Source organism: Desulfomicrobium norvegicum (assembly GCF_900114595.1).
Taxonomy (GTDB): Bacteria; Desulfobacterota; Desulfovibrionia; order Desulfovibrionales; family Desulfomicrobiaceae; genus Desulfomicrobium; species Desulfomicrobium macestii.
Genome location: NZ_FOTO01000006.1, coordinates 36,824 through 62,058, shown reverse-complemented (window position 1 = coordinate 62,058; position 25,235 = coordinate 36,824). Strand labels below are relative to the sequence as shown.

The window sequence follows — 25,235 nt, the reverse complement described above, 5'->3', positions numbered from 1 at the left end:
CTCGACCGCGAGCGGATGAGGCCGGGTTGTCATTGTTTTTTTATGGCCCGCTTTCTGCCGAAGAGGATATAACCCACTCCGCCGACGACCGGCAATACGACTTGGGCCACAATCCAGGCCGCCCGTTCCTGATGCGTCGGAAACTCGTTCGTGTACAGATGCCAGATGGACCAGAAGTTGGGCAGTATGGGCAAGATGAGGAGCGGTATCGCGTAAACAAGTTTGTCAGGGGGAATGTTAAACATTGCGTCTCCTGTACTGGATGATGAAAAGCCCAAGGCACACCGCCCCAAGGGCGATGACCTGGGTCACGCTGACGGGTCCAAAATCTCCGCGATAGTCTGCGCGGAAAAGCTCGATGACGAACCGGAACGATCCGAAAAGAGCCAGAAAGATGCCCATGAGCTGGCCCGTGTTCCGTGTCCTGGATTTGAGCGCCAGGGTCACGGCAAAACAGATCAGCCCCGCCAGGCTGTGGTAGAGCTGGGTTGGATGCAGCGGCACGTGCAGGGGAGCCAGGGATTCGGGGTCGAAGAAGGTGATGGCCCAGGGCAGATCGCAGACCGCCCCGTAGCAGCATCCGGCGGCCAGACAGCCGATGCGGCCCACGGCCTCGCCAAGGCCTATGCCCGGAGCCAGGACATCCATCCACAGCCAGGGGTCCTCTTTTCTGGCCCGCATGAAGGCCAGGGCAAAAACGGTGGCCAGGATGGCCCCGCCGGAAAAGACCAGGCCTCCCTTCCAGAACATCAGTATTTCAAGTGGATTGTTCCAGAAATAGACCGGGTTGATGAGCACGTACAGGAGGCGCGCACCGAGGATGGCGCCAAGGATGATGTAGAAGCCAAGGTCGGAGACGGTGTCGGGGTTCAGGCCTCGCGCCCGTGCTTCGCGCATGGACCAGGCGATGCCGAGCAAGAATCCCGCCGCGACAAAGAGGCCGTAGGTGTGCAGCGCGAAAGGGCCAAGCTTGAACCCGAAGAGCATGAAGGGCGCAATCTCAATTATTGTCGGGAACACAGCGTCGCCTCTGCTGGTAAAAGGAAACGAGCAGCGCGGCCGCGCCGACGCAGATGCCCATGTCGGCCACGTTGAAGGCCGGCCAGTGCATGTCGCCCACGTAGAAATCCAGAAAATCCACCACCACTCCGAGCCGTGCGCGGTCCAGCAGGTTGCCCAGGGCCCCGCCCAGGATCAGGCCCAGTCCATAGACATAGAAAGGGCCGTCGTCCTCCTGGCTCCTGGCCAGGACCCAGATGAGTCCCAAGGCCAGGATCGAGACCACGATGAAGAAGGGCCGCTGCCAGTCGATGTCGTGACGGTTCAGGAAACCAAAGGCCGCTCCCCGGTTCAGGATGTGCACGATGTCGAAAAAACCGGGGATGACCGTGAAGCCTTTTTCCCAGACCGGAATGGTCTGCTGAATCCAGAGCTTGCTCAGCTGGTCCAGGACAAGGATGACGACCGCCATCAGACCGATGGTCCGGTAGCGTCGCCCCATGTCGGGCTTGCAGGGAACGCGACCGACCTTAGGCATGGTATTCCTTGAGCACTTTCGTGCAGCGCGGGCAGGCCGAGGGATGCTCGGGATCAGTGCCCAGGTTTTCGTCGTGGATCCAGCAGCGGGCGCATTTTTCACCCAGGGCCCTGGCGATGACCACGGCCACGCCCTCGACCTCTCCCTGGATGGCTTCGGCCGGTGCGGGCTGGTCCGTGACCTGCGCCTGGCTGACGATGAACACGTCGCGCAGGTCGGAGGCTACGCCGGACAGCGCGGCAAAAGCCTCACCCGAGGCGTGGATGATCACCTTGGCATCAAGGGAATGTCCGAGCTCCTTGGACTGGCGCAGGGGCTCGATGGCCCGGGTCACGTCGCCGCGCACGGCAAAGACCAGGTTCCAGATGGCTGCTTCCTCTTCGGTCAGGAGCGCTCCTTCGATCTCGGGCACGCGCATGGCGAAGACCGTGCTGCCTGCCGGACGCATGGCCTCGGGCAGGTGCTGGAAGATCTCCTCGGAGGTGAAGCTCAGGATCGGAGCCATGTCGCCCACGATCATGAGCAGCATGTGGTAGAGGGCGGTCTGGGCCGAGCGGCGCTCAAGGCTGGTGGCGCCGTTGACGTAGACGCGGTCCTTTATGATGTCGAGATAGTAGGAGCTGAGGTCCGTGGTGCACAGGTTGTGCAGGGTGTGGTAGACCTTGTGGAATTCGAAGTTTTCGTAGGCCGCCTGGATGGTCTGGTGCTTGGCGCGGACCATGTTCAGGGCGTAGCGGTCGAGGGCCAGCATGTCGGCCGTGCCGATCAGGTCCGTGGCCGGGTTGAAGTCGCTCAGGTTGCCGAGGATGAAGCGGCAGGTGTTGCGGATCTTGCGATAGGCGTCGACCAGGCGGCGCAGGATCTCGTCGGAGATGCGCAGGTCTTCCTGGTAGTTCTCCGAGGCCACCCAAAGGCGCAGCACTTCGGCGCCGTGCTTTTCGATGATCTCCTGCGGGGCGACCACGTTGCCGATGGACTTGGACATCTTGCGGCCCTGTCCGTCGAGCACGAAGCCGTGGGTCAGCACGGTCTTGTAGGGGGGCACGCCGCGCGTGCCCATGGAGGCCAGGAGCGAGGAGTGGAACCAGCCGCGATGCTGGTCGGTGCCTTCAAGGTACAGGTCCGCCGGAAAGGAACACTCGGGCCGCCCTTCGACCACGGCGGCGAAGCTGGTGCCGGAGTCGAACCAGACGTCCAGGATGTCGTCCTCTTTTTCCCAGTGCGTGCCGCCGCATTTGGGGCAGGTCAGCCCCTCGGGCACGACCTCGGTCAGCGGGGCCTCGAACCAGTAGTCCGCGCCGGTGGGATGCGTGGCGAAGCGGTCCACGATGCCGTGGGCCCAGTCGCCGTCGAAATAGGCGTCCCCGCAGTCCTTGCAGAGGAGGGCGATGATCGGCACTCCCCACATGCGCTGGCGCGAGATGCACCAGTCGGGGCGGAATTTGATCATGCTGTGGATGCGCTCCTTGCCCCAGGACGGGATCCAGCGAACGTCGTTGTCGATGGCGCCAAGCGTCTTGCCACGCAGGTTGTCGTGCTCCATGTCGATGAACCATTGGGTCGTGGCCCGGAAGATGACAGGCTTCTTGCAGCGCCAGCAATGCGGGTAGGAGTGCCTGATCTTCTCGCTGCCCAGCAGGTGCCCGACCTCGGTCAGCTTGGCGATGACCAGGGGGTTGGCCTCGAACACGTTCTTGCCGCCGAAAAATTCCACGCTGGGCAGAAATCTGGCCTCGTCGTCAAGGGGCGAGAGGATCTCAAGGCCATGACGCAGGCCGGTCTCGTAGTCTTCGCGGCCGTGGCCGGGGGCGGTGTGAACGCAGCCCGTGCCCGCGTCGAGGGTCACGTAGTCGGCGGTGACCACGGGAGAGGGGCGGTCATAGAAGGGATGGCGGGCGATGAGCCCTTCCAGCGCGCTGCCAGGAACCGTGGCCCGCACGGACCACTCGCCCCAGCCGAAGCGTTCGGCGCATCCGGCCACCAGTTCCTTGGCCAGGATGTAGAAAGTTCCGCCGACCTGGACGAGGTCGTATTCGAAATCCGGATGCACGGCCACGGCCAGGTTGTCCGGAATGGTCCAGGGAGTGGTCGTCCAGATGACGATGAAACTGTCGTCTGCCGGGGCCTGGGGGAAGACCCGGGCCAGCTCCTCGGCCTGCAGGGGGAAGCGTACATAGATGGAAGGCGAGGAGTGGTCGTCGTACTCGACCTCGGCCTCGGCCAGGGCCGTCTCGCAGGAGCCGCACCAATAGATGGGCTTCTTGTTGCGCTGCACCGAGCCGAGCTTGTAGAAATTAGCCAGTTCGCGGGCCGTGGCCGTCTCGTAATCCGGGGTCATGGTCAGATAGGGCTTGTCCCAGGTTCCGAGCACGCCAAGCCGCTTGAATTCCTCGCGCTGGATGTCCAAGTACTTGAGGGCGTACTCGCGGCATTTCTTGCGGATCTCGAGGATGGAGAACTTGTTCTTGCCGCCCAGCTCCTGCTCGACTTTAAGCTCGATGGGCAGGCCGTGACAGTCCCAGCCGGGCACGTACTGGGCCTGGCGGCCGGTCAGGTTGCGGTGCTTGACGATGACGTCCTTTAAAATCTTGTTCATGGCGTGGCCGATATGGATATGGCCGTTGGCGTACGGAGGTCCGTCGTGGAGGACGTAGGGCGTGCAGCCCTCATTGGCGCCGATCATGGCCCCGTAGGCGTCAGTCTGGTACCAGCCGTCCAGAATTTTGGGCTCGTTCTGGGTCAGGCTGCCCTTCATGGGAAAGGTGGTGGCGGGAAGGTTCAGGGTTTTCTTGTAATCGCTCATGGGACGACGTTCCTCCGGGTTATCTGCTGTGCCGACGGACCACGGGCCAGCGTGGCGAGCACAAATTTTCGTTATTTGTATTGCAATGAAGGGCAGAACAGTGGAATATCCCGCACCCGAAGTCAAGTTTGGCGCGGTCTGAAGGCTGCTCCAAAACGGCGATCCGCCGCGTCACGGCGGAAAATTTCACCATTTTTGAACAGCCAGGATATCCGCGCTTTCGAGCAGGTGGTCAGAGCCCCATTTCCCACCTGTAGGCCGAGAGGGCGATGGCCGTTATGTCGTCGTGAGCGGGTTTCCAGTTCATGGTGGCGCGGATGCGGGTCGGGTCGGAGATGAGCGCGGGCGGATCACCGGCCCGGCGCGGGCTCAGGACCACCGGAAAGTCCACGCCGCTGGCCTCCTTCACCGCGCTCACGATTTCCCGCACGGAATAGCCGTGTCCGTAGCCGCAGTTGAAGGTGTCCGAAGGATTGCCGACCTCCAGATGGCCAAGCGCCAGCACATGGGCTCCGGCCAGATCGGCCACGTGGATGTAGTCGCGGATGCAGGTCCCGTCGGGGGTGTCGTAGTCCGTGCCGAAGATGTGCAGGGCTTCCCTGCGACCCAGTGCGGCCTGGGAGGCGACCTTGATCAGGTGCGTGGCGTCGGGCGTGGACTGGCCGATGCGTCCCTTGGGGTCGGCTCCGGCCACGTTGAAGTAGCGCAGGATGACAAAGGAAAAGCCCGGATGCGCGGCGGCCGTGTCCCCGATGACCCATTCGCTCATGAGCTTGGTGCGCCCGTAAGGGTTGATGGGCCTAGTGGGGCTGTCCTCGGTCACGGCGGCGGTGTCCGGCATGCCGTAGACAGCCGCCGTGGAGGAGAAGATGAAGCGCGGGATGGCGTTCTTCACCGCCAGGCGGATCAGTTCCGTGGTGTTGTTGGTGTTGTTCATGTAGTATTTGAGCGGGTTTCCCACCGACTCGGGCACTACGATGGAACCCGCGAAATGGAGCACCGCCGAAAATTTTTCCTCGGCCATGAGGCGGTCCAGCGCTTCCGTGTGGGCCAGATCGCCGACCACCAGACGGGCCGGGGGCAGCACCGCCTCGGCTTTGCCCGTGGACAGATTGTCGTAAACCACGACTTCGTAACCGGCCTCAAGCAGGGCCAGGGTCGTGTGGGAACCTATATACCCGGCGCCGCCGGTGACCAGAATCTTGGACATGGAATTCTCCTTTCGAGCATTGACATTGCAGTCCTGCTCTTTACAGAAGTCCTTCGGGCTTGCAAAGGGACTGGTTTGCCAAAGTGTCCAGTCCTATTCCGCAAGACCGGCACAAAAACCGCTTCCCAGGAGAACTACCGCCCATGACCACCGGATTCACTCGCGTTTCAACCACTTATGTTCAGGAAATTTCATCCCGGGCCGATATCTTCGTGCACGACAAGACAGGAGCGCGCATCCTGTCCGTGGTCAACGACGACGAAAACAAGGTCTTCGGCATCAGCTTTCGCACTCCGCCGTCGGATTCGACGGGAGTGGCGCACATCCTGGAGCATTCGGTGCTGTGCGGGTCGCGCAAATATCCGGTCAAGGAGCCCTTCGTGGATCTCCTGAAGGGTTCTTTGCAGACCTTCCTGAACGCCATGACCTACCCGGACAAGACCTGCTATCCCGTGGCCAGCCAGAACCTGAAGGATTTCTACAATCTGGTGGACGTGTACCTGGACGCGGTCTTCTTTCCGCGCATCACCCCCGAGATCTTCGAGCAGGAGGGCTGGCATCTGGACCTGCCGGAAAAGGGCGGGGAGCTGTCCATCAAGGGCGTGGTCTACAATGAAATGAAGGGCGTGTACTCTTCGCCGGATTCGCAGCTCGCCGAGCATTCCCAGCAATCCCTCTTTCCGGACACGACCTACGGCCTGGACTCCGGCGGCAACCCCCGCGCTATCACGGATCTGACCTACGAAGGGTTCCTTGAGTTCCATCGCACGCTCTATCATCCCTCCAACGCATGGATCTTTTTTTACGGCGACGACGACCCGGACGCCCGGCTCGAACTTTTGAGCGAGTATCTGGATCAGTTCTCCGCCCTGGATGTGAATTCGTCCATTGCGCGGCAGAAGCCCTTCGACGCCCCGCGTGAAGTGCGGCTCGGTTTCGAGGCCATGGGCGAGGATGAAGACGCGCTGGGCATGCTGACCATGAATTGGCTGCTGCCCGGCAAGGAAGACGCCGGGACCGTGCTGGCCTGCAAGATTCTGGACGGCCTTTTGACCGGGATGAACGCTTCCCCACTGCGCAAGGCGCTCATCGAGTCGGGCCTGGGCGAGGACCTGACCGGGGCGGGCGTCGAGCACGAGATGGCCCAGATGTACTATTCCGTGGGCATGAAGGGTGTGCTGCCGGAAAATTTCCAGGCGGTACGCGAGCTCATAGTCAAGACCCTCGAAGATATAGTGGCTCAGGGGTTCGAGGCCGATCTGATCGAGGCCGGAGTCAATTCCGCCGAGTTCGATCTGCGCGAGAACAACACCGGCTCCTATCCGCGCGGCCTCATCGTCATGCTGCGCTCGCTGGGGTCCTGGCTGTATGACCTCGATCCGCTGGAGCTGGTGGCCTTCGAGGCGCCCATGGCGGCCCTGAAAGAACGGCTGGCCCGGGGCGAGAGGGTCTTCGAGGATCTCATCGAGCGCCACATCCTGGGCAATCCCCACGCCAGCGTGGTCATCCTCGAACCCGAGGAAGGACACGCGGCGCGGATTGAGCGGGAGGAGCAGGAGCTGATAGCCAAGCTGCGCGCCGATCAGGCGGCCCTGGCCGACGACGAGCTGGTGCGGCGCACCGAGCAGCTGCGGCGCATGCAGGAGGCCCCGGATTCGCCCGAGGCCCTGGCCCTGCTGCCCAGTCTCACCCGGGAAGACATCGACCCCAAGGTGCGGGTCGTGCCCACCGAGGTGCGTGACTGGGATGAGGCAACGGCGCTCCTGCACGACCTGCCGACCAACAATATCTGCTACATGGATCTGGCCCTGGACCTTGGCGCGGTGCCCGACCGCCTCATTCCCCTGGTCCCGCTCTTCGGCCGCGCCCTGACCGAGATGGGCACCATGAAGGAGGACTACGTGTCCTTCTCCAAGCGGATTAACAGCAAGACCGGCGGGGTCTACGCCAGGAGCCTCCTGTCCCAGCGCGAGGACGGCCCCGGCCCCGTGGCCCGGCTGGTGGTGCGGGCCAAGGCCGTGGGCGAGCGGGTCGGCGACATGATCGACATCGTGCATGACGCCCTGACCCTGGCCCGTTTCGACGACCGTGAGCGCTTCCGTCAGATGGTGCTGGAGGAGAAGGCGGGCCTTGAGCACGCCCTGGTGCCCTCCGGCCATCATTTCGTGGGCCTTCGCCTGCGCTCGCGCCTCAACCTGGCGGACAGCCTGCAGGAGCGCATGGGCGGCCTTGAGAATCTCTTCTTCCTGCGTGAACTGGCTGACAGGATGGACAGTGATTTCGACGGCGTGCTGTCCGATCTGGAGGAGCTGCGCCGGGCGCTGGTGAACAGGAACGGCGCGGTGCTGAACCTGACCATGGACGAGGGCATGCTCGCCGCCCATGGCGAGCGCTTTCGGGAATTCGTGGCGAGCCTGCCGGGCGGCGCCCCGGTGCGCGCGGTCTGGCCTGGACTTGGCGAGGACGGGCACGAGGGGCTCGTCATCCCGGCTCAGGTCAATTATGTCGGCAAGATCTGCGACCTGCACAAAGCCGGCTACTCCTTTCACGGATCAAGCCTGGTGGCGGTCAAGTACCTGCGCACGACCTGGCTGTGGGAGCAGGTCCGGGTCCTGGGCGGAGCATATGGCGGTTTTTGTAATTACGGACGCCTTTCGGGTCTGATGAGCTTCGGCTCCTATCGCGACCCGAACGTCACCTCCACCCTGGCCGCTTTCGACGGCTGCGGAAAATTCCTGGAGACGGTCAGCCTGGACCGGGGCGAGCTCTTGAAGGCCATCATCGGTACTTCCGGCGATCTCGATCCGTATCAGCTCCCCGACTCCAAGGGTTTCACGGCCCTGAGCCAACACCTGGCCGGGGTGACCACCGAGACCCGCCAGCGCATCCGGGACGAGGTCCTGGCCACGGACGAGCGCCATTTCCGGGAATTCGGGGCGCTGCTGCGCGAGGTCGCGCCCACGGGGCTGGTCTGCGTGCTCGGAGGCGAGGACTCCCTGACCAGGGCCACTTCCCAGGGCCTTGAGTTCACGCGCAGAATTCGTCTGCTTTAGCCGGATTTGTTTGGCTGCGCATCGCAAGGCCGCGCGCTGCATATCCGCGGCGCGCGGCCTTTTTTCATGCGGCGCATGGCCTTGGATTCTCCGGCGCGGTCCATGCATGTCCGGGCTGATGGAATTTTGAAACTCCTGTGCCGAGGTGACGACTGGCTTGGCGCGCGCTTTATGCGGCATGTGCCTTGATTTTAAAAAGGTTTTGATAAATTGCGGCGCCCGTGGCATGAACGTGTAATGCAGCCTCAACGGCGAGTAGTCTGTGGTACGGACTTCAAGAACGTGGAGAACCTTGATGGATGACATGAGAAAAGTCGGTTCCTCATTCCTTTCGGATGAATTGTTTTTTGCCGACGAGCAGGAGCCGTCCCGGTCCCGGGTGGTGCCCGGCTGGAAGCTGCTTATCGTCGACGACGAGGAGGAGGTGCACGTCATCACCAGGATGGTGCTTGAGGGCCTGACCTTTTCCGGCAAGGGGCTGACCTTTCTGAGCGCCTACTCCGCAGCGCAGGCCCGGGAGCTCCTGCGCGGGAACGACGATGTCGCCGTCATCCTCCTTGATGTGGTCATGGAGACGGGCCAGGCGGGACTGGAACTTGTCGAATTCATCCGTTCGGAGCTCGGCAATCGCGCCGTGCGCATCATCCTGCGCACGGGCCAGCCCGGTCAGGCCCCGGAGCGCGAGGTCATCACCCGCTACGACATCAACGACTACAAGCACAAGACGGAGCTGACCGCCCAGAAGCTCTTTTCCACCGTGACCACGGCCATCCGTTCGTATCGGGACCTGAACGTCATCGAGAAGAGCCGCCAGGGCCTCGATCTGATCATAGCCTCCACCAGGGGACTCTTCGAGCGGCGCAACATGGCGCTCTTTGCCCAGGGCGTCCTCGATCAGATGAGTTCCCTGCTGCGGGTCAACGAGGACTGCCTTTTTCTGCATTCCCCTTCCGGATTCGCGGCCACGGTTCGGGATGGGGATATTTCGGTTCTCGCGGGGACGGGAGAGTTCGGCCACTGCGGTCAGGAAGAGAATGCCTGCGTACTGGACGACAACGTGACCCTCGTTTTGCAGCAGGCCTTGCGGCAAAGGGGGGGCGTCTTCGGCGAGGACTCCTTCGTCCAGTATTTTCGTTCCCGGCGCGGGTCCGAGAATCTGCTCTATTTTCGTCTGGACAGATCCCTCAATGCCTTCGAGCGCAGGCTGGTGGAGGTTTTCTCCGGGAATGTGGCCATCGCGCTGGACAACATGCTGCTGAACACGGAGCTGCTGCATAGCCAGAAGGAGATTATCCTGACCCTTGGCGAATGCGTGGAGTCGCGCTCCAAGGAGACGGCGGGGCATGTGCGCCGGGTTTCGGAATGCTGCCGGCTGCTGGCCTCGGAGCTTGGTTTCGACTCCCAGGAGGTGGACCTTGTGCGTCTGGCCTCGCCCATGCATGATGTGGGCAAGATCGGCATCCCCGATTCCATCCTGCTCAAGCCCGGCAAGCTGACCACGGAGGAATTCGAGATCATGAAGACCCACACCCTGCTCGGCCATCAGATTTTGAAGGGTTCCAGTCGGCCGATCATGCAGGCCGCAGCGGTCATTGCCCATGAGCATCATGAGCGCTGGAACGGTTCGGGCTATCCTCTGGGCCTTGCCGGACAGGATATCCACCCGTACGGGCGCATCGTCTGCCTGGTCGATGTCTTCGACTCCCTGCTCTCGCGCAGGGTCTACAAGGAACCCTGGCCCCTCGACCAGGTGCGTGGCTTCATCCTCGCGGAACGCGGGGAAATGTTCGACCCGCACATGGTCGATACGATGATGCGGCAGTTCGACGCCTTTGTCGCCATCCGCCAGGATTTTCCCGATTGATTCCTCCAACCGGAGCCCTTTTCATGAAAAGCGAGCATGCGATGGAAGAAGTTCACTTTGCAGACGAAACTCCTCCCCTGAAGTCCGAGAGCGAAGGGCTGTGGAAGGTCATGATCGTGGATGACGACGACTTCGTGCACAAGGTCACGGAGCTGACCCTGGGCGACTACCATTACCAGAACACTCCCGTGCGTTATCTGCACGCCTATTCCGGCGCCGAGGCGCGGGCGCTCCTGCGCGAGCATCCGGATACGGCCGTGATTCTGCTCGACGTTGTCATGGAGACGGAAAACGCAGGGCTTGAGTTCGCCAGGCACGTGCGCAAGGAGGCCAACAACTCCTTCGTGCGCATCATCCTGCGCACGGGCCAGCCGGGGCAGGCCCCCGAGCGCAAGGTCATCACCGAATACGACATCAACGATTACAAGCACAAGGCGGAGCTGAGCGAACAGCGCCTGTTCACGGCCATCACCGCAGCCATCCGCTCCTACCGCGACCTGCGAACCATCGAGCTTGGCCGTCTCGGCTTGCAGGAGGTCATCTGCGCCTCCGCAGCCCTGTTCTCGGCCGGTTCGGTGCAGGACTTCTTCGTCCTGGCCCTGGAGCACATCCTGCGCACCGGCCGTTGCGCCGGGCCGTGCTGCCGTGAGAACGGCCTGGTGGCGCTGGGCACCGACGGGGGGTTCGAGATTCTGGAGTCGCGCGGGCTCGCTTCCGGTCCCGACAACGTCCCTGTCGGGCGCCTGCGGGAGCTGTTCGAGCGCGCGAGCAGGGAAGGGCGGGTGCTGGTGCTCGACCAAGAGTTCGCGGCCAGATTTTTCAATTCGCACACTGACCAGGACTTTTTTTTCTACGTCTTTTTCGGTCGCCCCTTGAGCGAAACCGAGCAGGGCCTTTTGCACATTCTGGGCGGGAACATCGCCGTGGCTCTCAGCAACCTCTTTCTGACCGAGGAGATCGTGGCCACGCAGCGCGAGGTCGTGCTCACCCTCGGCGAGGTGGTCGAGACCCGCTCCAAGGAAACGGCCCATCACGTCAAACGCGTGGCCGAATATTCCTACGTGCTGGCGGTCAAGGCCGGACTCTCGGACGAGCGGGCGCGTCTTCTGCGCATGGCCTCGCCCATGCATGACGTGGGCAAGATCGGCATCCCCGACTCCATCCTCTTCAAGCCCGGGAAGCTCACCGACGATGAGTTCTCAATCATCAAGACGCACACGGTCATCGGTCATTCCATCCTGAAGGGCTCGCCGCGCCGCATCATGCGCACCGCCGCCACCATTGCCCTGCAGCACCACGAGCACTGGGACGGCGGCGGATACCCCCATGGGCTGGTCGAGGACGAGACGCATATTTTCGGGCGCATCACGGCCCTGGCCGATGTTTTTGACGCGCTCTCCTGCGATCGGGTCTACAAGAGGGCGTGGCCACTGAACGAGGTGCTGGACTATCTTAGGGAGAAGAGGGGCAGGCAGTTCGATCCGTTTCTGGTGGACATTTTTCTGGAGAATCTGGACGAGATACTGGCCATCCGGGTCGCGTATCCGGACTAGACGTTTTCATGGGGGGAAGGGTTTCATGACCGATCACGAGCTGCGCGACGACATCGTGTTTGCCGCCGAGGACGACATGGGCGCGTCCCCACGGGAACGCAAGGCCTGGAAACTTCTGATCGTGGATGACGAAGAGGATGTGCACAGTATCACGCGTATGGTCCTGGAGGGATTCGAGTTCGAGGGCGCACGACTCGAATTCCTGAGCGCGTTCAGTGCGGATGAAGGCAGGCAGGCCCTGATCGAAAACCCCGATATCGCGGTCATGCTTCTCGACGTGGTCATGGAGACGCCTCATGCGGGTCTCGATCTGGCCCGGCAGGTGCGCGAGGAACTGGGCAATGCGCTGGTGCGCATCATCCTGCGCACGGGCCAGCCTGGCCAGGCTCCGGAACGCCAGGTCATCATCAACTACGACATCAACGACTACAAGAGCAAATCCGAACTCACGGCCCAGAAGCTCTTTACCGCCGTGACCACGGGCATTCGTTCCTACCGCGATCTGCGGGCCATCGACTCCAGCCGTCAGGGACTCGAAGACATCATCGCCGCGTCGGTCGACCTGTTCCAGGCCGACAGCCTGGAGCTTTTCGCGCGCGGGGTGCTGACCCAGATGACCTCGCTCCTGCATCTGGAGGACAGCTCCATGTATCTGGGCGATGCCTCGGGATTTGCGGCCCGTGACAGGCTCGATGATTTTGTCATCATCGCGGGCACCGGAGATTTTTCCAGCCTTGAGTCCCGTTTGGCGAGCGAAGTGCTCGATGCGCAGGAAATGGACCTGATCCGCCGGGCCGCAAGCACGGACCAGTGCTTTTTCAGCCAGACCAGCTACGCGGGCTGTTTCGGCATGACCAGCGGAGCGCGTCATGTGCTTTTCCTGCGCGTGCTGCGTGAACTTACGCCCCTGGAACAGGATCTGGTTCAGATATTCGCGGCCAACGTGACCGTGGCTTTCGAGAACCTGCAATTGAACCAGGAGATCGCGCAGACCCACCGGGAGGTCATTTTCACTCTCGGCGAGGTCGTGGAAAACCGGGCCCTGGCCGGTGGCATGCACGTGCACCGGGTGGCTGAGATGGCCTGGCTGCTGGGGCATCATGCGGGGCTGCCCGCGGATGACTGCGAGCTGTTGCGTCTGGCCATGCCCATGCATGACGTGGGCAAGGTGGCCATCCCCGACAGCGTGCTCCTCAAGGCCGGACCTCTGGACGAGGTCGAACGCGGGATCATCGAGCAGCACCCTCGTCTGGGTTTCGACATCCTGAACCGATCGGGCAACCACATCATGCAGACAGCGGCGCGCATCGCTCTCGAACACCAGGAGGCCTGGGACGGCAGCGGCTATCCAAAGGGCCTAGCGGGGGAGGACATCCACATCTTCAGCCGCATCGCACGGGTGGTCGATGTCCTGGACAGCCTGCTCAGCGAGCGCGTCTATAAAGGCGCCTGGACCGTGGCCGACGCCCTGGCGTACCTGCACGATCAGCGCGGGCGCATGTTCGACCCGGCCCTGATCGACACGCTGCTTGCGCACAAGGACGAGTTTCTGGCCCTGCGGGAGGATATTATTCAGCAGAGTCAGGATATTAAAATGCCCCATCGTGAAAAAAAACCTTGACCGCCGCCTGCGGGTCATCTATCAACCGCCTCTGTCCGGAGGGGTTCCCGAGTGGCCAAAGGGAACAGACTGTAAATCTGTCGTCGTACGACTTCGGAGGTTCAAATCCTCCCCCCTCCACCAGACGCCGAACCAACCCACCTTATGGTGGGTTTTTTTTTGCCCTGCCCTCCGGAGACAGAGTTTCCAGGGAGATTGCACAGCCTTGCTCCGCCGAGGCGATTTTTCTTGCGAAAACCGTGCAGCTGTTTAAGAAAGGGCGGTGAACAAGCTTTCATCCCGGAGGTTTTCATGCGTCACACATATGTTTTCTGGCTTTTGCTCATTCTGGCCTGCGGCTGGTCCACGCATCTTCCTGCCGCGACGGGGTACTCCTCCCAGGGCTTCGACACCGGCGCGTTTCATCTGACTCTCACCGCCGCCCCGGAAGTGGTCGAGGCAGGCCAGCAGGTTGAAGTCACCCTGCAACTGGCCGACGCCTACGGCGCACCCGTGACCGATTTTGAGATCGTGCGCGGGAAGAAAGTGCACCTGACCATCGTCCGGGAGGGCCTCGACAAGTTTACCCACACTTTTCCGGAACCCGGGCCGCAGGGAACCATGGTCACCGGGATGACCTTTCCGGAGGGTGGAACCTATTTTTTCCATGTCGAGTTCACGCCAAGGGACGGCAGCGGCGTGACCCTCATGGCCGAACTGCACGTCGAAGGCACGGGCTCCGCCGCGCCGCCGCTGGATCCGTATGTGCCGGGCATGGTGCAGACTTCCGAGATGCTGGCGAATGTCGGCGTTGAAGCGGGGCTGGTCACGCACAGGATCAGCTTCGTCCTGATGGACCTGAATGAAGAGCCGGTCACCGATCTGGAGCCGTTCCTTGGGGCCAAGGGCCATTTCATTGCCTTGAGCGCGGACGGCCGCCAATATGTCCAGGCCGAACCCGTCTCCGGGGACAGGGAAAACGCGGTCGCCTTCGAAGCCCGTTTCCCCGGCCCCGGTATTTACAAGGGTTGGGGAGAGTTTCAGCGAGCGGGAACGGTGCTGGTCGTGCCGGTGGTGATGCAGATCGATTGAAGGCACGTTGATGTTTTCTGAAGTTGCTACCCGGCTTTCGTCACTTTTCCCTTGACGCTCGCGCATGCCTTGGATAGCTACGACTTCGCTGTTTTGGCCAGGATAGCTCAGTTGGTAGAGCAACTGATTCGTAATCAGTAGGTCGAGAGTTCAATTCTCTTTCCTGGCTCCAGTAAGAATAAGGGGTTAGCTGTAACAGGCTAGTCCCTTTTTTGGTCTTTTGAAAAGGCTTGACACCGGTTCCCAATGATCATTACTCAATTTTTAATGTCGACATTGTTGCTATCGGTTGGCGCTGAGCTGTGTTTGTTTTTTCGGGCCTGGCTTTGGCCGTCCGGACAGGTTGCCCATTGTTTCGGAATATGGCGGCTTGTCATCATTATTTTTCAAAGCGATGGCAAAGGATTTTATGAATAGCATAAAAACGTATAGCGCTCAGATTATAGAGCATATCAAAGATGCCATTCTCCAAGGAGAACTTGGTCCCGGAGACAAGGTTAACGAAGCGCATCTTGCAGCACGTCTTTCCATCAGCCGGGCGCCGATTCGCGAAGCCTTGCAGATGCTTGTGCAGGAAGGATTGATCGTTTCGATTCCTCAGCGCGGCAAATTCATAACCTCTTTAACCGCGAAAGAAATTCAGGACAGCTACTTTGCCGGGGGCGTACTCGAAGGCGCGGCAGTCGCATCGACCATAGACCAGTTTACAGAAAACGATTTCAACAAATTGCAGAACATCATAAATCAGATGAAGCAGTTGGCGGAGAACGGAGAGAACAGGGATAAGCTTGCTCCGCTGGACAATTCCTTTCACGATATTCTTCTTTCCAAGACAGACAACAGCTTGCTTGTAGAGCTATCGCATCGATCATGCCGAGGCATATCCAAATTTCTTTTTTTCAAACATTGGCGCAAGCAATTCACCACAAAAGAAAATTTTGAACGACATCAAGTATTGCTCGACGTGTTGCGTACAAAGAATCCTGTTGCCGTTGAAAATGGTATCCGCAAGCACTACAAAGAGGCTGGGGAGCGCATGAAGCAATTTGGAAGCGATGTTTTGAGCATGAATAAAGTCGCCTGAAATTCCGTAGCACAGCACAAGAAATGCCCAGAAACATGTCATGTTTCTGGGCATTTCTTGATATTGGCAGCACAACTGATTTACTTTGAGGATTTTTTACCGCGTTTTCAACCTTTAAGCCTCGACTCTTACGAGACGATTTCAGCCTCTAATTCCGGTTCCCCCAGTTCGCCTTCGGACTTGGCAACAACCAGCGCGGCAGTGGAGTCACCCATGACGTTCAAGGTGGTGCGGGCCATGTCCAGGATGCGGTCAACACCGGCGACCAAGGCGATCCCTTCCATGGGCAGATCAACCTGAGTGAAGACCATGGTCATGACAACCAGGGCCGAAGAAGGCACGCCGACCGAGCCGATGGAAGCCAGAATGGCCATGAGGAGAATGCTGGCCTGGGAAGAAAGACTCAGTTCTATTCCATAAACCTGCGCGACAAACATTGCGGCCAGACCGAGGTACAGGGCCGCGCCGTCCATGTTGATCGTGGTCCCGAGCGGAATGGTGAAGCTGGAAATTTCCCGGGGGACGCCGATTTTTTCTGTTGCGGTGAGGTTCGCCGGAAGGGCTGCGGCACTGGAACAGGTCGAAAAGGCGATGAGCAAGGGCTGGGCCATGACACGAAGATATGTCTTGAGATTAATCCCGGCAACGCCTCTGATCAGCGGGAGGTAGACAACACAGATCTGAATGACGGCAGCAACGTACATCAGCACAATGAGCTTGATCAGCGGGAGCAGCACATGCACGCCGCTCGATCCGACGGTGTAGGCGATAAGTGCGCAAACGCCGTAAGGAGCATACTGCATGACGGCGGCCGTTATTTTGATCATGACGGCATTTGCCGCATCGAAAATCTTTGTCAGCGGGGCGGCTTTCTCACCCAAGGCAGACAATGAGAATCCGAAGAATATCGCAAAAAAGATAGTCTGCAGGAGGTTTGCGCTTGCAAGAGCCTCGAAAGGATTAAGCGGAATGATGTTCAACAGGGTGTTGATTACTCCGGGAGGTGTAACCTCTTTTGCCTTCAGACCTTCAGTTGCCAGATTCAGTCCAGCTCCAGGCTGAAAAATGTTGGCGATCATCAACCCGATAAATACGGCGATGCCGGTCGAAATGAGGTAATACGCAAGTGTTTTGACGGAAATGCGTCCCAGTTTTCCCAGATTGCCCATACTCGCAGCCCCGCTGACCAGGGATACAAAGACAAGGGGCACGACAATCATGCGGATAAGCCGGATGAAGACGTCGCCAAATGGTTTTACGGTGGCAGGATCCCAACCGGTCGCCTGAAGAATCAACCCGAGTAGAATACCCAGACCAAAACCGATGCCCATTTTGGCGGGCAGTCCCAACTTCTTTTTCACTTCGCTCATGATCTCTCCCTTTGGCTGTAGTTTTATTCAGGACTAACTTGCTGCGCTTTTCGGGTCATGCATCGATCGTGGTCGATGCTCTCCGATTTCCTGGCAAGCCAAACATTACGCTGACTGAACTGCGACTCAGCTTTTTGCTTCCTTGACAATTGCTTCGGCCAATATCTGAGAAGCATCGAACATATGTACTGCGGGCGTGACGTGACCTCCAATGATAGACAGTTCCGTACAAGCCACCAGAAGCGCTTGGGCCCCCTGACGCGCGAGGCTGTCGGCGACTTCCTGGATCATCTGGACCACTTCGGGGCCATAATTGCTGGTTTTTATCTTGCGGATGGCGGCCATGACTTTGTTCTGGTCGTCCGGATCCATGACCATGAGATTGACGCCTGCATCGGCGAACCGCTTGTTGTAGAGTCCCAGGTCAAAAACCGCGCTGGAAGCCAGCAGGCCCACGGTTTTCAGATCCGGTATTTGAGAGGTGATGAAGTTTACAGACAGTCCGATCATGTCGAGCAGCGGGATGTTAACTGCCTGCTGAACGCCATGATGGTAAAAGTGTGCCGTGTTGCAGGGGATGGCCAGAAAATCGACCCCCCAACTCTCCAGGCGACGGGCCATGTCCTGCAGGCAGTCGAGCGGACTCTCCCCGTTTTTTTCGATCAGGGCCCTGATCCGGGACGGCACCTTGGGGTTGTTGTCCACCAGCATTCGGACATGGTCTATGTCGTCCTTTGCCGAAGTTGCCTTGATGACTCGGTTCATCAGGTCGACGGTGGCCTCCGGCCCCATGCCGCCAATGATCCCGACTATTTTTTCGCGGTTGGTTTGTGAAGATTCTGGGTCACATGCCTGTGAGGACTCGGCAGGCGTTGCGGCGAAGTTCATCATTTTTCCTTTTTTTTAGTTCACTATTTCACAAGTGTTCCGAAAAAATTTTCCTCCAGGGGGCGGCCAGCAAGCCACCCTCCGGAAGAAAGAGTATTAGAAAATGTTCTGGTAAGCGTAGAGGGCGGGTGATCCGCCGGTGTGCAGAAAAAGGACGTTGGAGCCTTCGGCAAAATGGCCCTTGCGGACCAGGGCGATCATGCCGGCCATGGCTTTGCCTGAATAGACAGGATCGAGAAGGATCGCCTCGGTGGAAGCCAAAAGCTTGACTGCTTCAACCATGGAGTCGGTCGGCAGGGAGTAGCCGGGGCCGACATAGCCATCGAAGCATTCCACCGTTTCCTTGGCGATGGGCGTGGCCACGCCGACGCGCTCGGCTGTAGCTTCGACCAACTTGTACACCAGAGCCTCCTGATCGGCCTTGGTGCGGCTCACATTGATTCCGGAAACGGGAATGCCAGCGTTGTTGCCTTGCATGCCGACGACGATGCCCGCATGTGTTCCGGCGGAACCGCTGGGAACAACCATGTGATCGATCTTGAGACCCATGTCGAAGAGCTGCTGCAGGGTCTCTTGGGCGCAGGCGACATAGCCGGTTGCACCGATGGTGTTGGATGCGCCGCCGGGGATGATGTAGGGGGTTTTGCCCTCGGCTTTCAAGCCACTGGCCACTTTTTGCATTTCATCCATCATGTTGGATCCGCCGGGCACCACGGTGATGCTCTTGACGCCCATCAGGTGGAACAGAAAGTTGTTGCCGGAAGCTTCGGGGCTGTAAGAGCCCTTGACGCGTTCTTCGAGCACCAGATGGCAATCCAGACCTTCCTTGACCGCCCAGGACAGAGTCAGCCGGCAATGGTTGGACTGAACCGCGCCGCAGGTGATGATGGTGTCTGCGCCGTTGTCGAGGGCGTCCGCAATGCAGAAATCCAGTTTGCGGGTTTTGTTGCCGCCAGCACAGCCGGGCAGGAGATCGTCACGCTTGATAAAGATATTGACCTTGCCGCCCAGTGCCTTGGAAAAGGAAGGAAGGGCTTCGATGGGGGTTGGTGTCGTAACGTATCCGCGACGAGAAAACTTTGCCAAATTCATATCGAAACTCCGTGTAGTGAAATTATTTGAGAGAAATGATTGCTTCCATTTCTATATCTGCTCCCAAAGGCAAGGCCGCCACCTGCACTGCGCTGCGAGCTGGAAATGGGTCGGAAAAATACGTTGCGTAAACTTCGTTCATTTCCTTGAAATCCTGTAAGTTGGTCATAAAAACTGTCGTCTTGACGACATCGTTCAAGTTCCCGCCAGCTTCTTCGACAATGGCGCGCAGGTTCTCAAAAACCTGACGAGCGCGGTTTCCGATGGGGCCTTCAGGTATTTTTCCGGTTTCCGGGTTGATGGGCAACTGACCTGAAGCGAAAAGCAGGTTCCCGGTGATGATCGCCTGGGAATACGGCCCGATCGCTCCAGGAGCTTTTGTCGTTGAAACACTCTGTTTATTAGCCATGAGCCAACCTCCGTGTTTGTCGTTTTTATTAATGACAAATGTCGACAATGCTATTGAGCCCACTTCTCCTTGTCGATGAACTTCGTGTCGACATTACGAATATGCGATCCCGAATAACCAGATTGGGATATTTGTGTCAATCTAAATGTCGACATTCGAATGTTGCCTTTCTTGGTGACGTAATGATCCACAGATTCGGCACCGCCGTTGCCGATTGGGTAAGGATTTGGTTTTTCACGGACTCATTCATTTTTGTCATGAATCGGGCTGGAACAATGTTCCACCTACCACGGTGATCGGCATCGAAAATTGACCCACCCGGGTATGCCCTTCAAGATCTTCCGACTAAACGACTGAGGGGAACGAGGAGATGCTGATGGTGGAGGCGATACACAAGATCAAACTGGCCCATGGTCGAGACGCAAGGCGATTGGGCAGATAGTCAGGGACTTCAATCTGAGCCGGAACACTGTTCGCAAGGTCCTCAGATCCGAGGCGACAAGGTTTGGATACCATCGCACGGTTCAACCCATGCGCGGATGGACGGGATTAGGGAGTGGATTGTCCAACAACTGAAGCACGATGCCCGTCAGCATAAGCCATATCGACGCTCGGCGAAGGTTCTGTTTGAGCAGTTTCCGGGGCGTGCAGTAGTGAAAATCGAAAATTGACCATCTGTGATCCGTAAATTCTGACCACATTGAGAAGTGTCTGTTGTTACGGACGCTCACGGCAACCAAGCAGAGATACGCATTCAAGGGCAAACGACAAAAGCTCCAGGCCGCGTTGTACGAGATGCTAGCCAAAGTCAGGGATGAGGCTCGCGGATGAATCCAGCAAGGCAAGGTGCGCGATCATTACGTACAAATCTGCGAAGGTCTGCACCTATCCAAAGACCTGTACGATCTGGGCTTTGAGCGTAAAGACGGGCGCGTTACCCAGGGATTCCGCAAGAACAATTACCGCATCGGCAGATATATCGACAGGTTCGGCAAGAATATCCTGATCACGGACCTTGCTGATTGGACCCAGGTCTTTGGCGAGCCCACAATGACCGCAGCTTTGCTGGATCGGCTGACCCATAAAGCCCACATCATCAATTGCAGTTGGGAGAGCTATCGGCTGAAGCAGAGCCTGAATCAAAAGGCAACGCGGATATAAAGAAGGCTACCAGTTGGCAGAAGCAGGACGATCGCCCTCAGAGCGTCCAGAGCAACAAACACGTCTCAGGGTGGTCAAAATTCGGTGATCACGGATGGTCAATTTTCGGTTGTCACTGCTATGCCGGTGTTGGAATGGAGAAAAGGTAAAGGCCTTGCGTACGATCGAGGAGCCATCGCCGGAACAATCCAAAATCCTGGCCGCATTCGGATACGAAGTGGCGCGTGGGGTCTTGCAAAAAATCAAAAGCTAATATGCTGTATTGTTTTGAGGAATCGGCTTTTTTGACCAGAAATCTTCGAAACTCCTGTCCGAGCAACATTTGGTGATAATTGGTGCTTGATTGTTCATAATTTCACATGATATATGACGACTGACTGAATTATTCAAAACAAGCCTCAAGGTACAATTTTTCTTGTACTGTTTTTCACATTTTTAAAACTTTGAAGAAATTTCATGTTTATACGTAAATCTAGGATATTTATATCATCGTATTTTTAGTTTAATGTATAATAAATTAAAATTTATTTTATGTAAAAAATATTTATAGATCTTCGACTATGATTTTTTTTGAATTTTTGAATTATTTATTGATGATATTTTTAATAAATTAAATTTTTTTAGATAAATTATTATTTCTTAAAAAAATAGATACATTTTTAATAAATATTAAATTTTTATAGTTCAAGAAACATTTTTTAACTTTAACGAAAGATTGTCATTGAGGAATTTATGAAGCTAAAAATTGCTGCCAAGATTTCAATACTCGCCATATTTTGTGTCCTTGCGACAAGCATAGGTCTTTTTTTCACATCAAAGTACTACACGGATATTGCTTTTGACACAGTCTCTCAGGAGAACATATTTTCGTCAAAAAGTGTTGTTGAAAACTATATTTCTGGTTTGAAAGATAAGTTTTTACAAGCAGGCACGCTCATCGCATCGAACACGTCCGTCATGGATGCTGTTGAAAGAAATGATGGTGCACTTCTTCGGTCGCTCATCGTTCAGGCGATGAAAGACACAGGTGCACATTTTGTTACGGTATCCGACCACAATGGTGTCGTCATCGCTCGGTCACATTCCGAGAAAAAGGGAGATAGCGTCATGAATCAAGTCAACGTCGCCAAGGCGTTGGCAGGTGAGGCAAATGTCGGCATCGAGCCTGGTACGGTGGTTAAATTTTCTCTTCGTTCAGGATGTCCCGTAACCCATGACGGGAAAATTGTCGGAGTGGTGACTGTGGGAATCTCACTTTCAGATTTCGACTTTGTTGATGTGATCAAATCATTTACGGGACTTGAAACAACCGTCTTTGAAATGGACACCCGTCTGACCACCACGATTGTAAAGGATGGCAAGCGTGTCGTCGGCACCAGGATGGACAACCCCAAGGTTATTGATACTGTTCTTTCAAAGGGAGAAACGTTTTTTTCCACCAACGTCATTCTTGGAAATTCCTTTCAAGCCGCTTATTGGCCAATCAAGGACCCGAATGGTAAAATTTCCGGAATGTTTTTCGTGGGCAAGCCTTTGAATGTTATCGAAAGTGCCAAACGAAACGTCAGTTTGGCGATCCTTCTTATGACATCCGTACTCGCTTTAGCCATGATCTGTTTATCATGGTTTATTGTCCGAGGAATTACTCGCCCACTGCATGCGATGATCTTCATGTTAAAAGACATAGCTGAAGGTGATGGAGATTTGACAAAACGTCTGAATGATACTTCTGGAACAGAGACACAAGAACTTGCAGAATTATTCAACAAATTTGTCTCTCAAGTGCATGCTATAATTCGTGAAGTTACTACTAATGCGATGCAGATGAACAGTTCTTCTGATGATCTGCTTTCTTTGGCCGGAAGTTTGAATAAAACTTCGGACACAATGGATGGAAAGTCACACGCCGTTGCTGCTGCTGTCGAGCAGATGAGTTCGAACATGAATACCGTTGCTTCAGCCATGGAAGAATTTTCAATTAACATAGGCACCGTGGCGAGCAGCACGGAAGAGATGAGTTCGACGGTAAGCGAGATCTCCATGAACGCGGGGAAGGCCCGTGAAATCACAGGACTGGCGGTCGAGTCCGCAGGGAATGCTTCTTACAGAGTCAATGACCTTGGGGAAGCGGCCAGGGAAATAAACAAAGTCACGGAGACGATCACGGCAATTTCATCCCAAACCAATTTACTGGCCTTGAATGCAACAATCGAGGCTGCACGCGCAGGAGAGGCAGGGCGGGGGTTTGCTGTCGTGGCAAATGAAATCAAGGAATTGGCTCAACAGACGGCCCGTGCAACTGAGGATATCCGAGCCAAGATTCAAGCCATTCAAGGTGCTACGGGAACAGCTGTCAGCGAAATACAGCAGATCACCAATGTGATCAATGATGTGAATTCCATTGTCACTGCAATTGCAGCAGCAGTTGAGGAACAGTCCGTGACCACACGGGAGATTACCCAGAATCTGGCCCAGGCATCTTCGGGTATTCAGGAAATCAATGAGAATGTGACTCAGGCGGATTCCGTGGTCCGAGACGTGGCAAAAGATGTGACCGATGTGAGTTCGATGGCAGGAACAATATCTGCCAATGCCGGGGATGTCTTGGGAAGTTCCACAAAACTGTCCGCGGTTTCCGCAACGCTCAGTTCTCTGGTCAAAAAATTCAGGATATAGGGAATTGATGTCGGACAGTGAGTCGGATGGTGGCATTTCAGGTCGGCATCACGCAGGATTGCCACGCTGTTGATCAGCACCTCTATGAAGCCAAAACGTCGGCACCCTATTGGAAACCAATGGACTTGTTTTTGTGGTTAAAAGAATCCCTATGATCCTATGGAAAGGATTCAGAATTCCGAGGGATGTCAGACTAATCGGGATTACGCTGTCAAGCATTGCTTCGTTGAAGCAATGCAATCTCTCTTAAATACACTAAGTTAAGTCGAGTTACGTGGGTTTGTATGTGTATTTGTCTGAGATTATTAGCTTGTTTAATTTACGGTCAGCCGTTGGTGTGTTTTTTTAGCGTGTTTCTGAGAGTTTTCGGCTCAGATCGGAATAATCTTGTCGACATGTACGCGTCTCCATGTTTGAACTATTAAGTTCACGCTAATACCTTTGTGACTCACATGTGCCTCACAAATCTACGGTTAACATGTGCTAACTAGCGAAGAAGATTCCCTATGTCAGGCGTGATGCTATGTTGTGAAAATTTTGATAGTTATAGAGGGTTACTTGGGTTTGGTTCAGTGTTTATGTGGCCTTCTGCGGGATTTTCGTAATCAGTAGGTCGAGAGTTCAATTCTCTTTCCTGGCTCCAGTAAGAAACAAGGGGGTGCATGCAAGTGCATCCCCTTGTTTTATTCTTTTTTGTGGCCTCCGCGATTTTGTCCCTCATTTGATCCACGACTTGCATTTCTGATCCGTACGAGGTTTCCGGCAAAAGGTGGTGTTGTTTCTCTCGGCGTTCCTGACGTAGTGGTCGCGCCATGCAAATGGTCAACAACATCCACGACGCGCTCTTTCGCGAAACCATGAGCCACAAGGAAGTCGCCGCGGATTTCATGCGTCAGTATTTGTCGGAGGGCGTCGTCAGGCATGTTCGCCTTGAAACCCTGGCCATCTGCAAGGACACATTTGTGGCCCCGGACCAGACCATGCATCATTCGGATCTGCTTTACGAGGTCCGGCTCAGCGGTGACAGGCCCGCCTATGTCTATTTCCTGTTCGAGCACAAAAGCACCCCCGACCGTTTCGTGGCCCTGCAGGTGCTGCGCTACATGCTCGAAATTTGGGAACTGTCCCGCAAGCAGCGCAAAGCGCGCAGAATCCTGCCGCTTATCATCCCCATAGTGGTCTATCACGGCAAAACCAGGCAGCGGGCCGTTCATCTGGGCGAACTCGTGGATCTGCCGGACGCCGGTTTCAAGGCGTATGTTCCGGACTTTGCGCTGGCTTTCCATGACTTCTCTCCGGGATCCGAGGAGCGCATCAAGGGCTCCATCATTTTGCGTCTGATGCTGACCTGTTTCCGCGCCAAGAACGATCCGAGGGCCATCGAGCATCTGCTCGACATCTACCGGGTCTTGAGCGAGCTTGATGACGATGAGCCATCCCTACGCTGGGTCCAGGTCATCTTCCGCTATCTGACCCAGACCATGGACATCGAGGAAAACGTTATGCATGATGCAGCAGAACTGCTTCTTTCATCAACCAAGAAGGGTACGATCATGACGCTTGCCGAACGCCTGCTTCACAGGGGAAAACAGGAAGGACGCCAGGAAGGCCGCCAGGAAGGACGCCAGGAAGGACGCCAGGAAGGACGCCAGGAAGGTCGATTGCTGCTTCTTCAGCGTCAACTGACCAAGCGTTTCGGACAGGATGTCCTGGATATTCGGGTCCAGGAACGTTTGCGCACGGCTTCTCCCGAACAGCTCGACCTCTGGGCCGAGCGCATCCTTGATGCCCGGGCCTTCGAGGATGTTTTCAGCGATTCCCCGGGAGATTCTGCCTGAATGTG

Annotated in this window: 18 protein-coding genes and 2 tRNA genes; 11 read left to right on the top strand and 9 right to left on the bottom strand. The window is 56.9% G+C overall.

The genetic code is table 11. The annotated features are described in order from the left end of the window. Positions 1 to 29: 29 nt before the first annotated feature. The 5 genes from BMZ24_RS10450 to galE form a co-directional block, all read right to left on the bottom strand. Complete coding sequence (locus BMZ24_RS10450) at positions 30 to 245, bottom strand: PLDc N-terminal domain-containing protein (protein WP_092192009.1); 216 nt, start codon at positions 243 to 245, stop codon at positions 30 to 32. Then, entirely contained in the window at positions 238 to 1,020 is a 783-nt protein-coding gene (lgt, locus tag BMZ24_RS10445; RefSeq protein WP_092192007.1) for a prolipoprotein diacylglyceryl transferase, read from the bottom strand. The genes BMZ24_RS10450 and lgt overlap by 8 nt, the downstream gene beginning before the upstream one ends. Next, a complete protein-coding gene (gene lspA, locus BMZ24_RS10440; protein ID WP_092192005.1) occupies positions 1,001 to 1,537 on the bottom strand; it encodes a signal peptidase II in 537 nt (178 codons plus the stop codon). The genes lgt and lspA overlap by 20 nt, the downstream gene beginning before the upstream one ends. After that, complete coding sequence (gene ileS, locus BMZ24_RS10435; protein ID WP_092192003.1) at positions 1,530 to 4,340, bottom strand: isoleucine--tRNA ligase; 2,811 nt, start codon at positions 4,338 to 4,340, stop codon at positions 1,530 to 1,532. Before ileS ends, lspA begins: the two co-directional genes overlap by 8 nt. Before the next feature lie 232 nt (positions 4,341 to 4,572). Continuing rightward, a complete protein-coding gene (galE, locus tag BMZ24_RS10430) occupies positions 4,573 to 5,550 on the bottom strand; it encodes a UDP-glucose 4-epimerase GalE (protein WP_092192001.1) in 978 nt (325 codons plus the stop codon). 143 nt (positions 5,551 to 5,693) lie between these two features. On the opposite strand from galE, the gene BMZ24_RS10425 reads away from it, so the two are divergent. The 8 genes from BMZ24_RS10425 to BMZ24_RS10390 all read left to right on the top strand — a co-directional run bounded on the left by BMZ24_RS10425 (position 5,694) and on the right by BMZ24_RS10390 (position 15,796). Beyond that, positions 5,694 to 8,603 carry an insulinase family protein gene (locus tag BMZ24_RS10425; RefSeq protein ID WP_092191999.1) on the top strand — a complete coding sequence of 970 codons (2,910 nt, stop codon included), beginning with the start codon at positions 5,694 to 5,696 and terminating at the stop codon, positions 8,601 to 8,603. Positions 8,604 to 8,898: 295 nt separating this feature from the next. After that, on the top strand, positions 8,899 to 10,467 hold the full coding sequence (locus tag BMZ24_RS10420; RefSeq protein ID WP_092191998.1) for a DUF3369 domain-containing protein: 1,569 nt from the start codon (positions 8,899 to 8,901) through the stop codon (positions 10,465 to 10,467). Between the two features lie 23 nt (positions 10,468 to 10,490). Further along, a complete protein-coding gene (locus BMZ24_RS10415) occupies positions 10,491 to 12,020 on the top strand; it encodes a response regulator (protein WP_092191996.1) in 1,530 nt (509 codons plus the stop codon). Positions 12,021 to 12,045: 25 nt separating this feature from the next. Then, on the top strand, positions 12,046 to 13,641 hold the full coding sequence (locus BMZ24_RS10410) for a response regulator (RefSeq protein ID WP_092191993.1): 1,596 nt from the start codon (positions 12,046 to 12,048) through the stop codon (positions 13,639 to 13,641). Between the two features lie 37 nt (positions 13,642 to 13,678). Continuing rightward, a tRNA-Tyr gene (locus BMZ24_RS10405) sits at positions 13,679 to 13,764 on the top strand. A gap of 168 nt (positions 13,765 to 13,932) precedes the next feature. Next, on the top strand, positions 13,933 to 14,712 hold the full coding sequence (locus tag BMZ24_RS10400) for a hypothetical protein (protein ID WP_092191991.1): 780 nt from the start codon (positions 13,933 to 13,935) through the stop codon (positions 14,710 to 14,712). A gap of 96 nt (positions 14,713 to 14,808) precedes the next feature. Beyond that, positions 14,809 to 14,884: transfer RNA gene (locus BMZ24_RS10395), tRNA-Thr, on the top strand. A gap of 171 nt (positions 14,885 to 15,055) precedes the next feature. Beyond that, a complete protein-coding gene (locus tag BMZ24_RS10390) occupies positions 15,056 to 15,796 on the top strand; it encodes a GntR family transcriptional regulator (RefSeq protein WP_244150336.1) in 741 nt (246 codons plus the stop codon). 128 nt (positions 15,797 to 15,924) lie between these two features. On the opposite strand, the gene BMZ24_RS10385 is transcribed toward BMZ24_RS10390, so the two are convergent. The 4 genes from BMZ24_RS10385 to BMZ24_RS10370 form a co-directional block, all read right to left on the bottom strand. Next, positions 15,925 to 17,166 (bottom strand): dicarboxylate/amino acid:cation symporter, encoded by a 1,242-nt coding sequence (locus tag BMZ24_RS10385; protein WP_208599835.1) that lies wholly within the window; start codon positions 17,164 to 17,166, stop codon positions 15,925 to 15,927. 126 nt (positions 17,167 to 17,292) lie between these two features. Then, positions 17,293 to 18,054 carry a cysteate racemase gene (cuyB, locus tag BMZ24_RS10380; protein ID WP_092191987.1) on the bottom strand — a complete coding sequence of 254 codons (762 nt, stop codon included), beginning with the start codon at positions 18,052 to 18,054 and terminating at the stop codon, positions 17,293 to 17,295. Between the two features lie 96 nt (positions 18,055 to 18,150). Then, entirely contained in the window at positions 18,151 to 19,146 is a 996-nt protein-coding gene (cuyA, locus tag BMZ24_RS10375) for a D-cysteate sulfo-lyase (RefSeq protein WP_092191985.1), read from the bottom strand. 22 nt (positions 19,147 to 19,168) lie between these two features. Beyond that, positions 19,169 to 19,555, bottom strand: coding sequence for a RidA family protein (locus tag BMZ24_RS10370; protein ID WP_092191983.1), 387 nt, complete (start codon positions 19,553 to 19,555; stop codon positions 19,169 to 19,171). An 846-nt stretch (positions 19,556 to 20,401) separates the two neighbouring features. Here BMZ24_RS10370 and BMZ24_RS20150 point away from each other — a divergent pair. The 3 genes from BMZ24_RS20150 (at position 20,402) to BMZ24_RS10355 (ending at position 25,230) form a co-directional block, all read left to right on the top strand. Continuing rightward, positions 20,402 to 20,716: an ATP-binding protein gene (locus BMZ24_RS20150; protein WP_244150335.1), complete on the top strand. Its 315-nt coding sequence runs from the start codon at positions 20,402 to 20,404 to the stop codon at positions 20,714 to 20,716. A 732-nt stretch (positions 20,717 to 21,448) separates the two neighbouring features. Further along, positions 21,449 to 23,392 (top strand): methyl-accepting chemotaxis protein, encoded by a 1,944-nt coding sequence (locus tag BMZ24_RS10360; RefSeq protein WP_092191981.1) that lies wholly within the window; start codon positions 21,449 to 21,451, stop codon positions 23,390 to 23,392. An 812-nt stretch (positions 23,393 to 24,204) separates the two neighbouring features. Further along, on the top strand, positions 24,205 to 25,230 hold the full coding sequence (locus tag BMZ24_RS10355; RefSeq protein WP_092191979.1) for an Rpn family recombination-promoting nuclease/putative transposase: 1,026 nt from the start codon (positions 24,205 to 24,207) through the stop codon (positions 25,228 to 25,230). Positions 25,231 to 25,235: the final 5 nt, after the last annotated feature.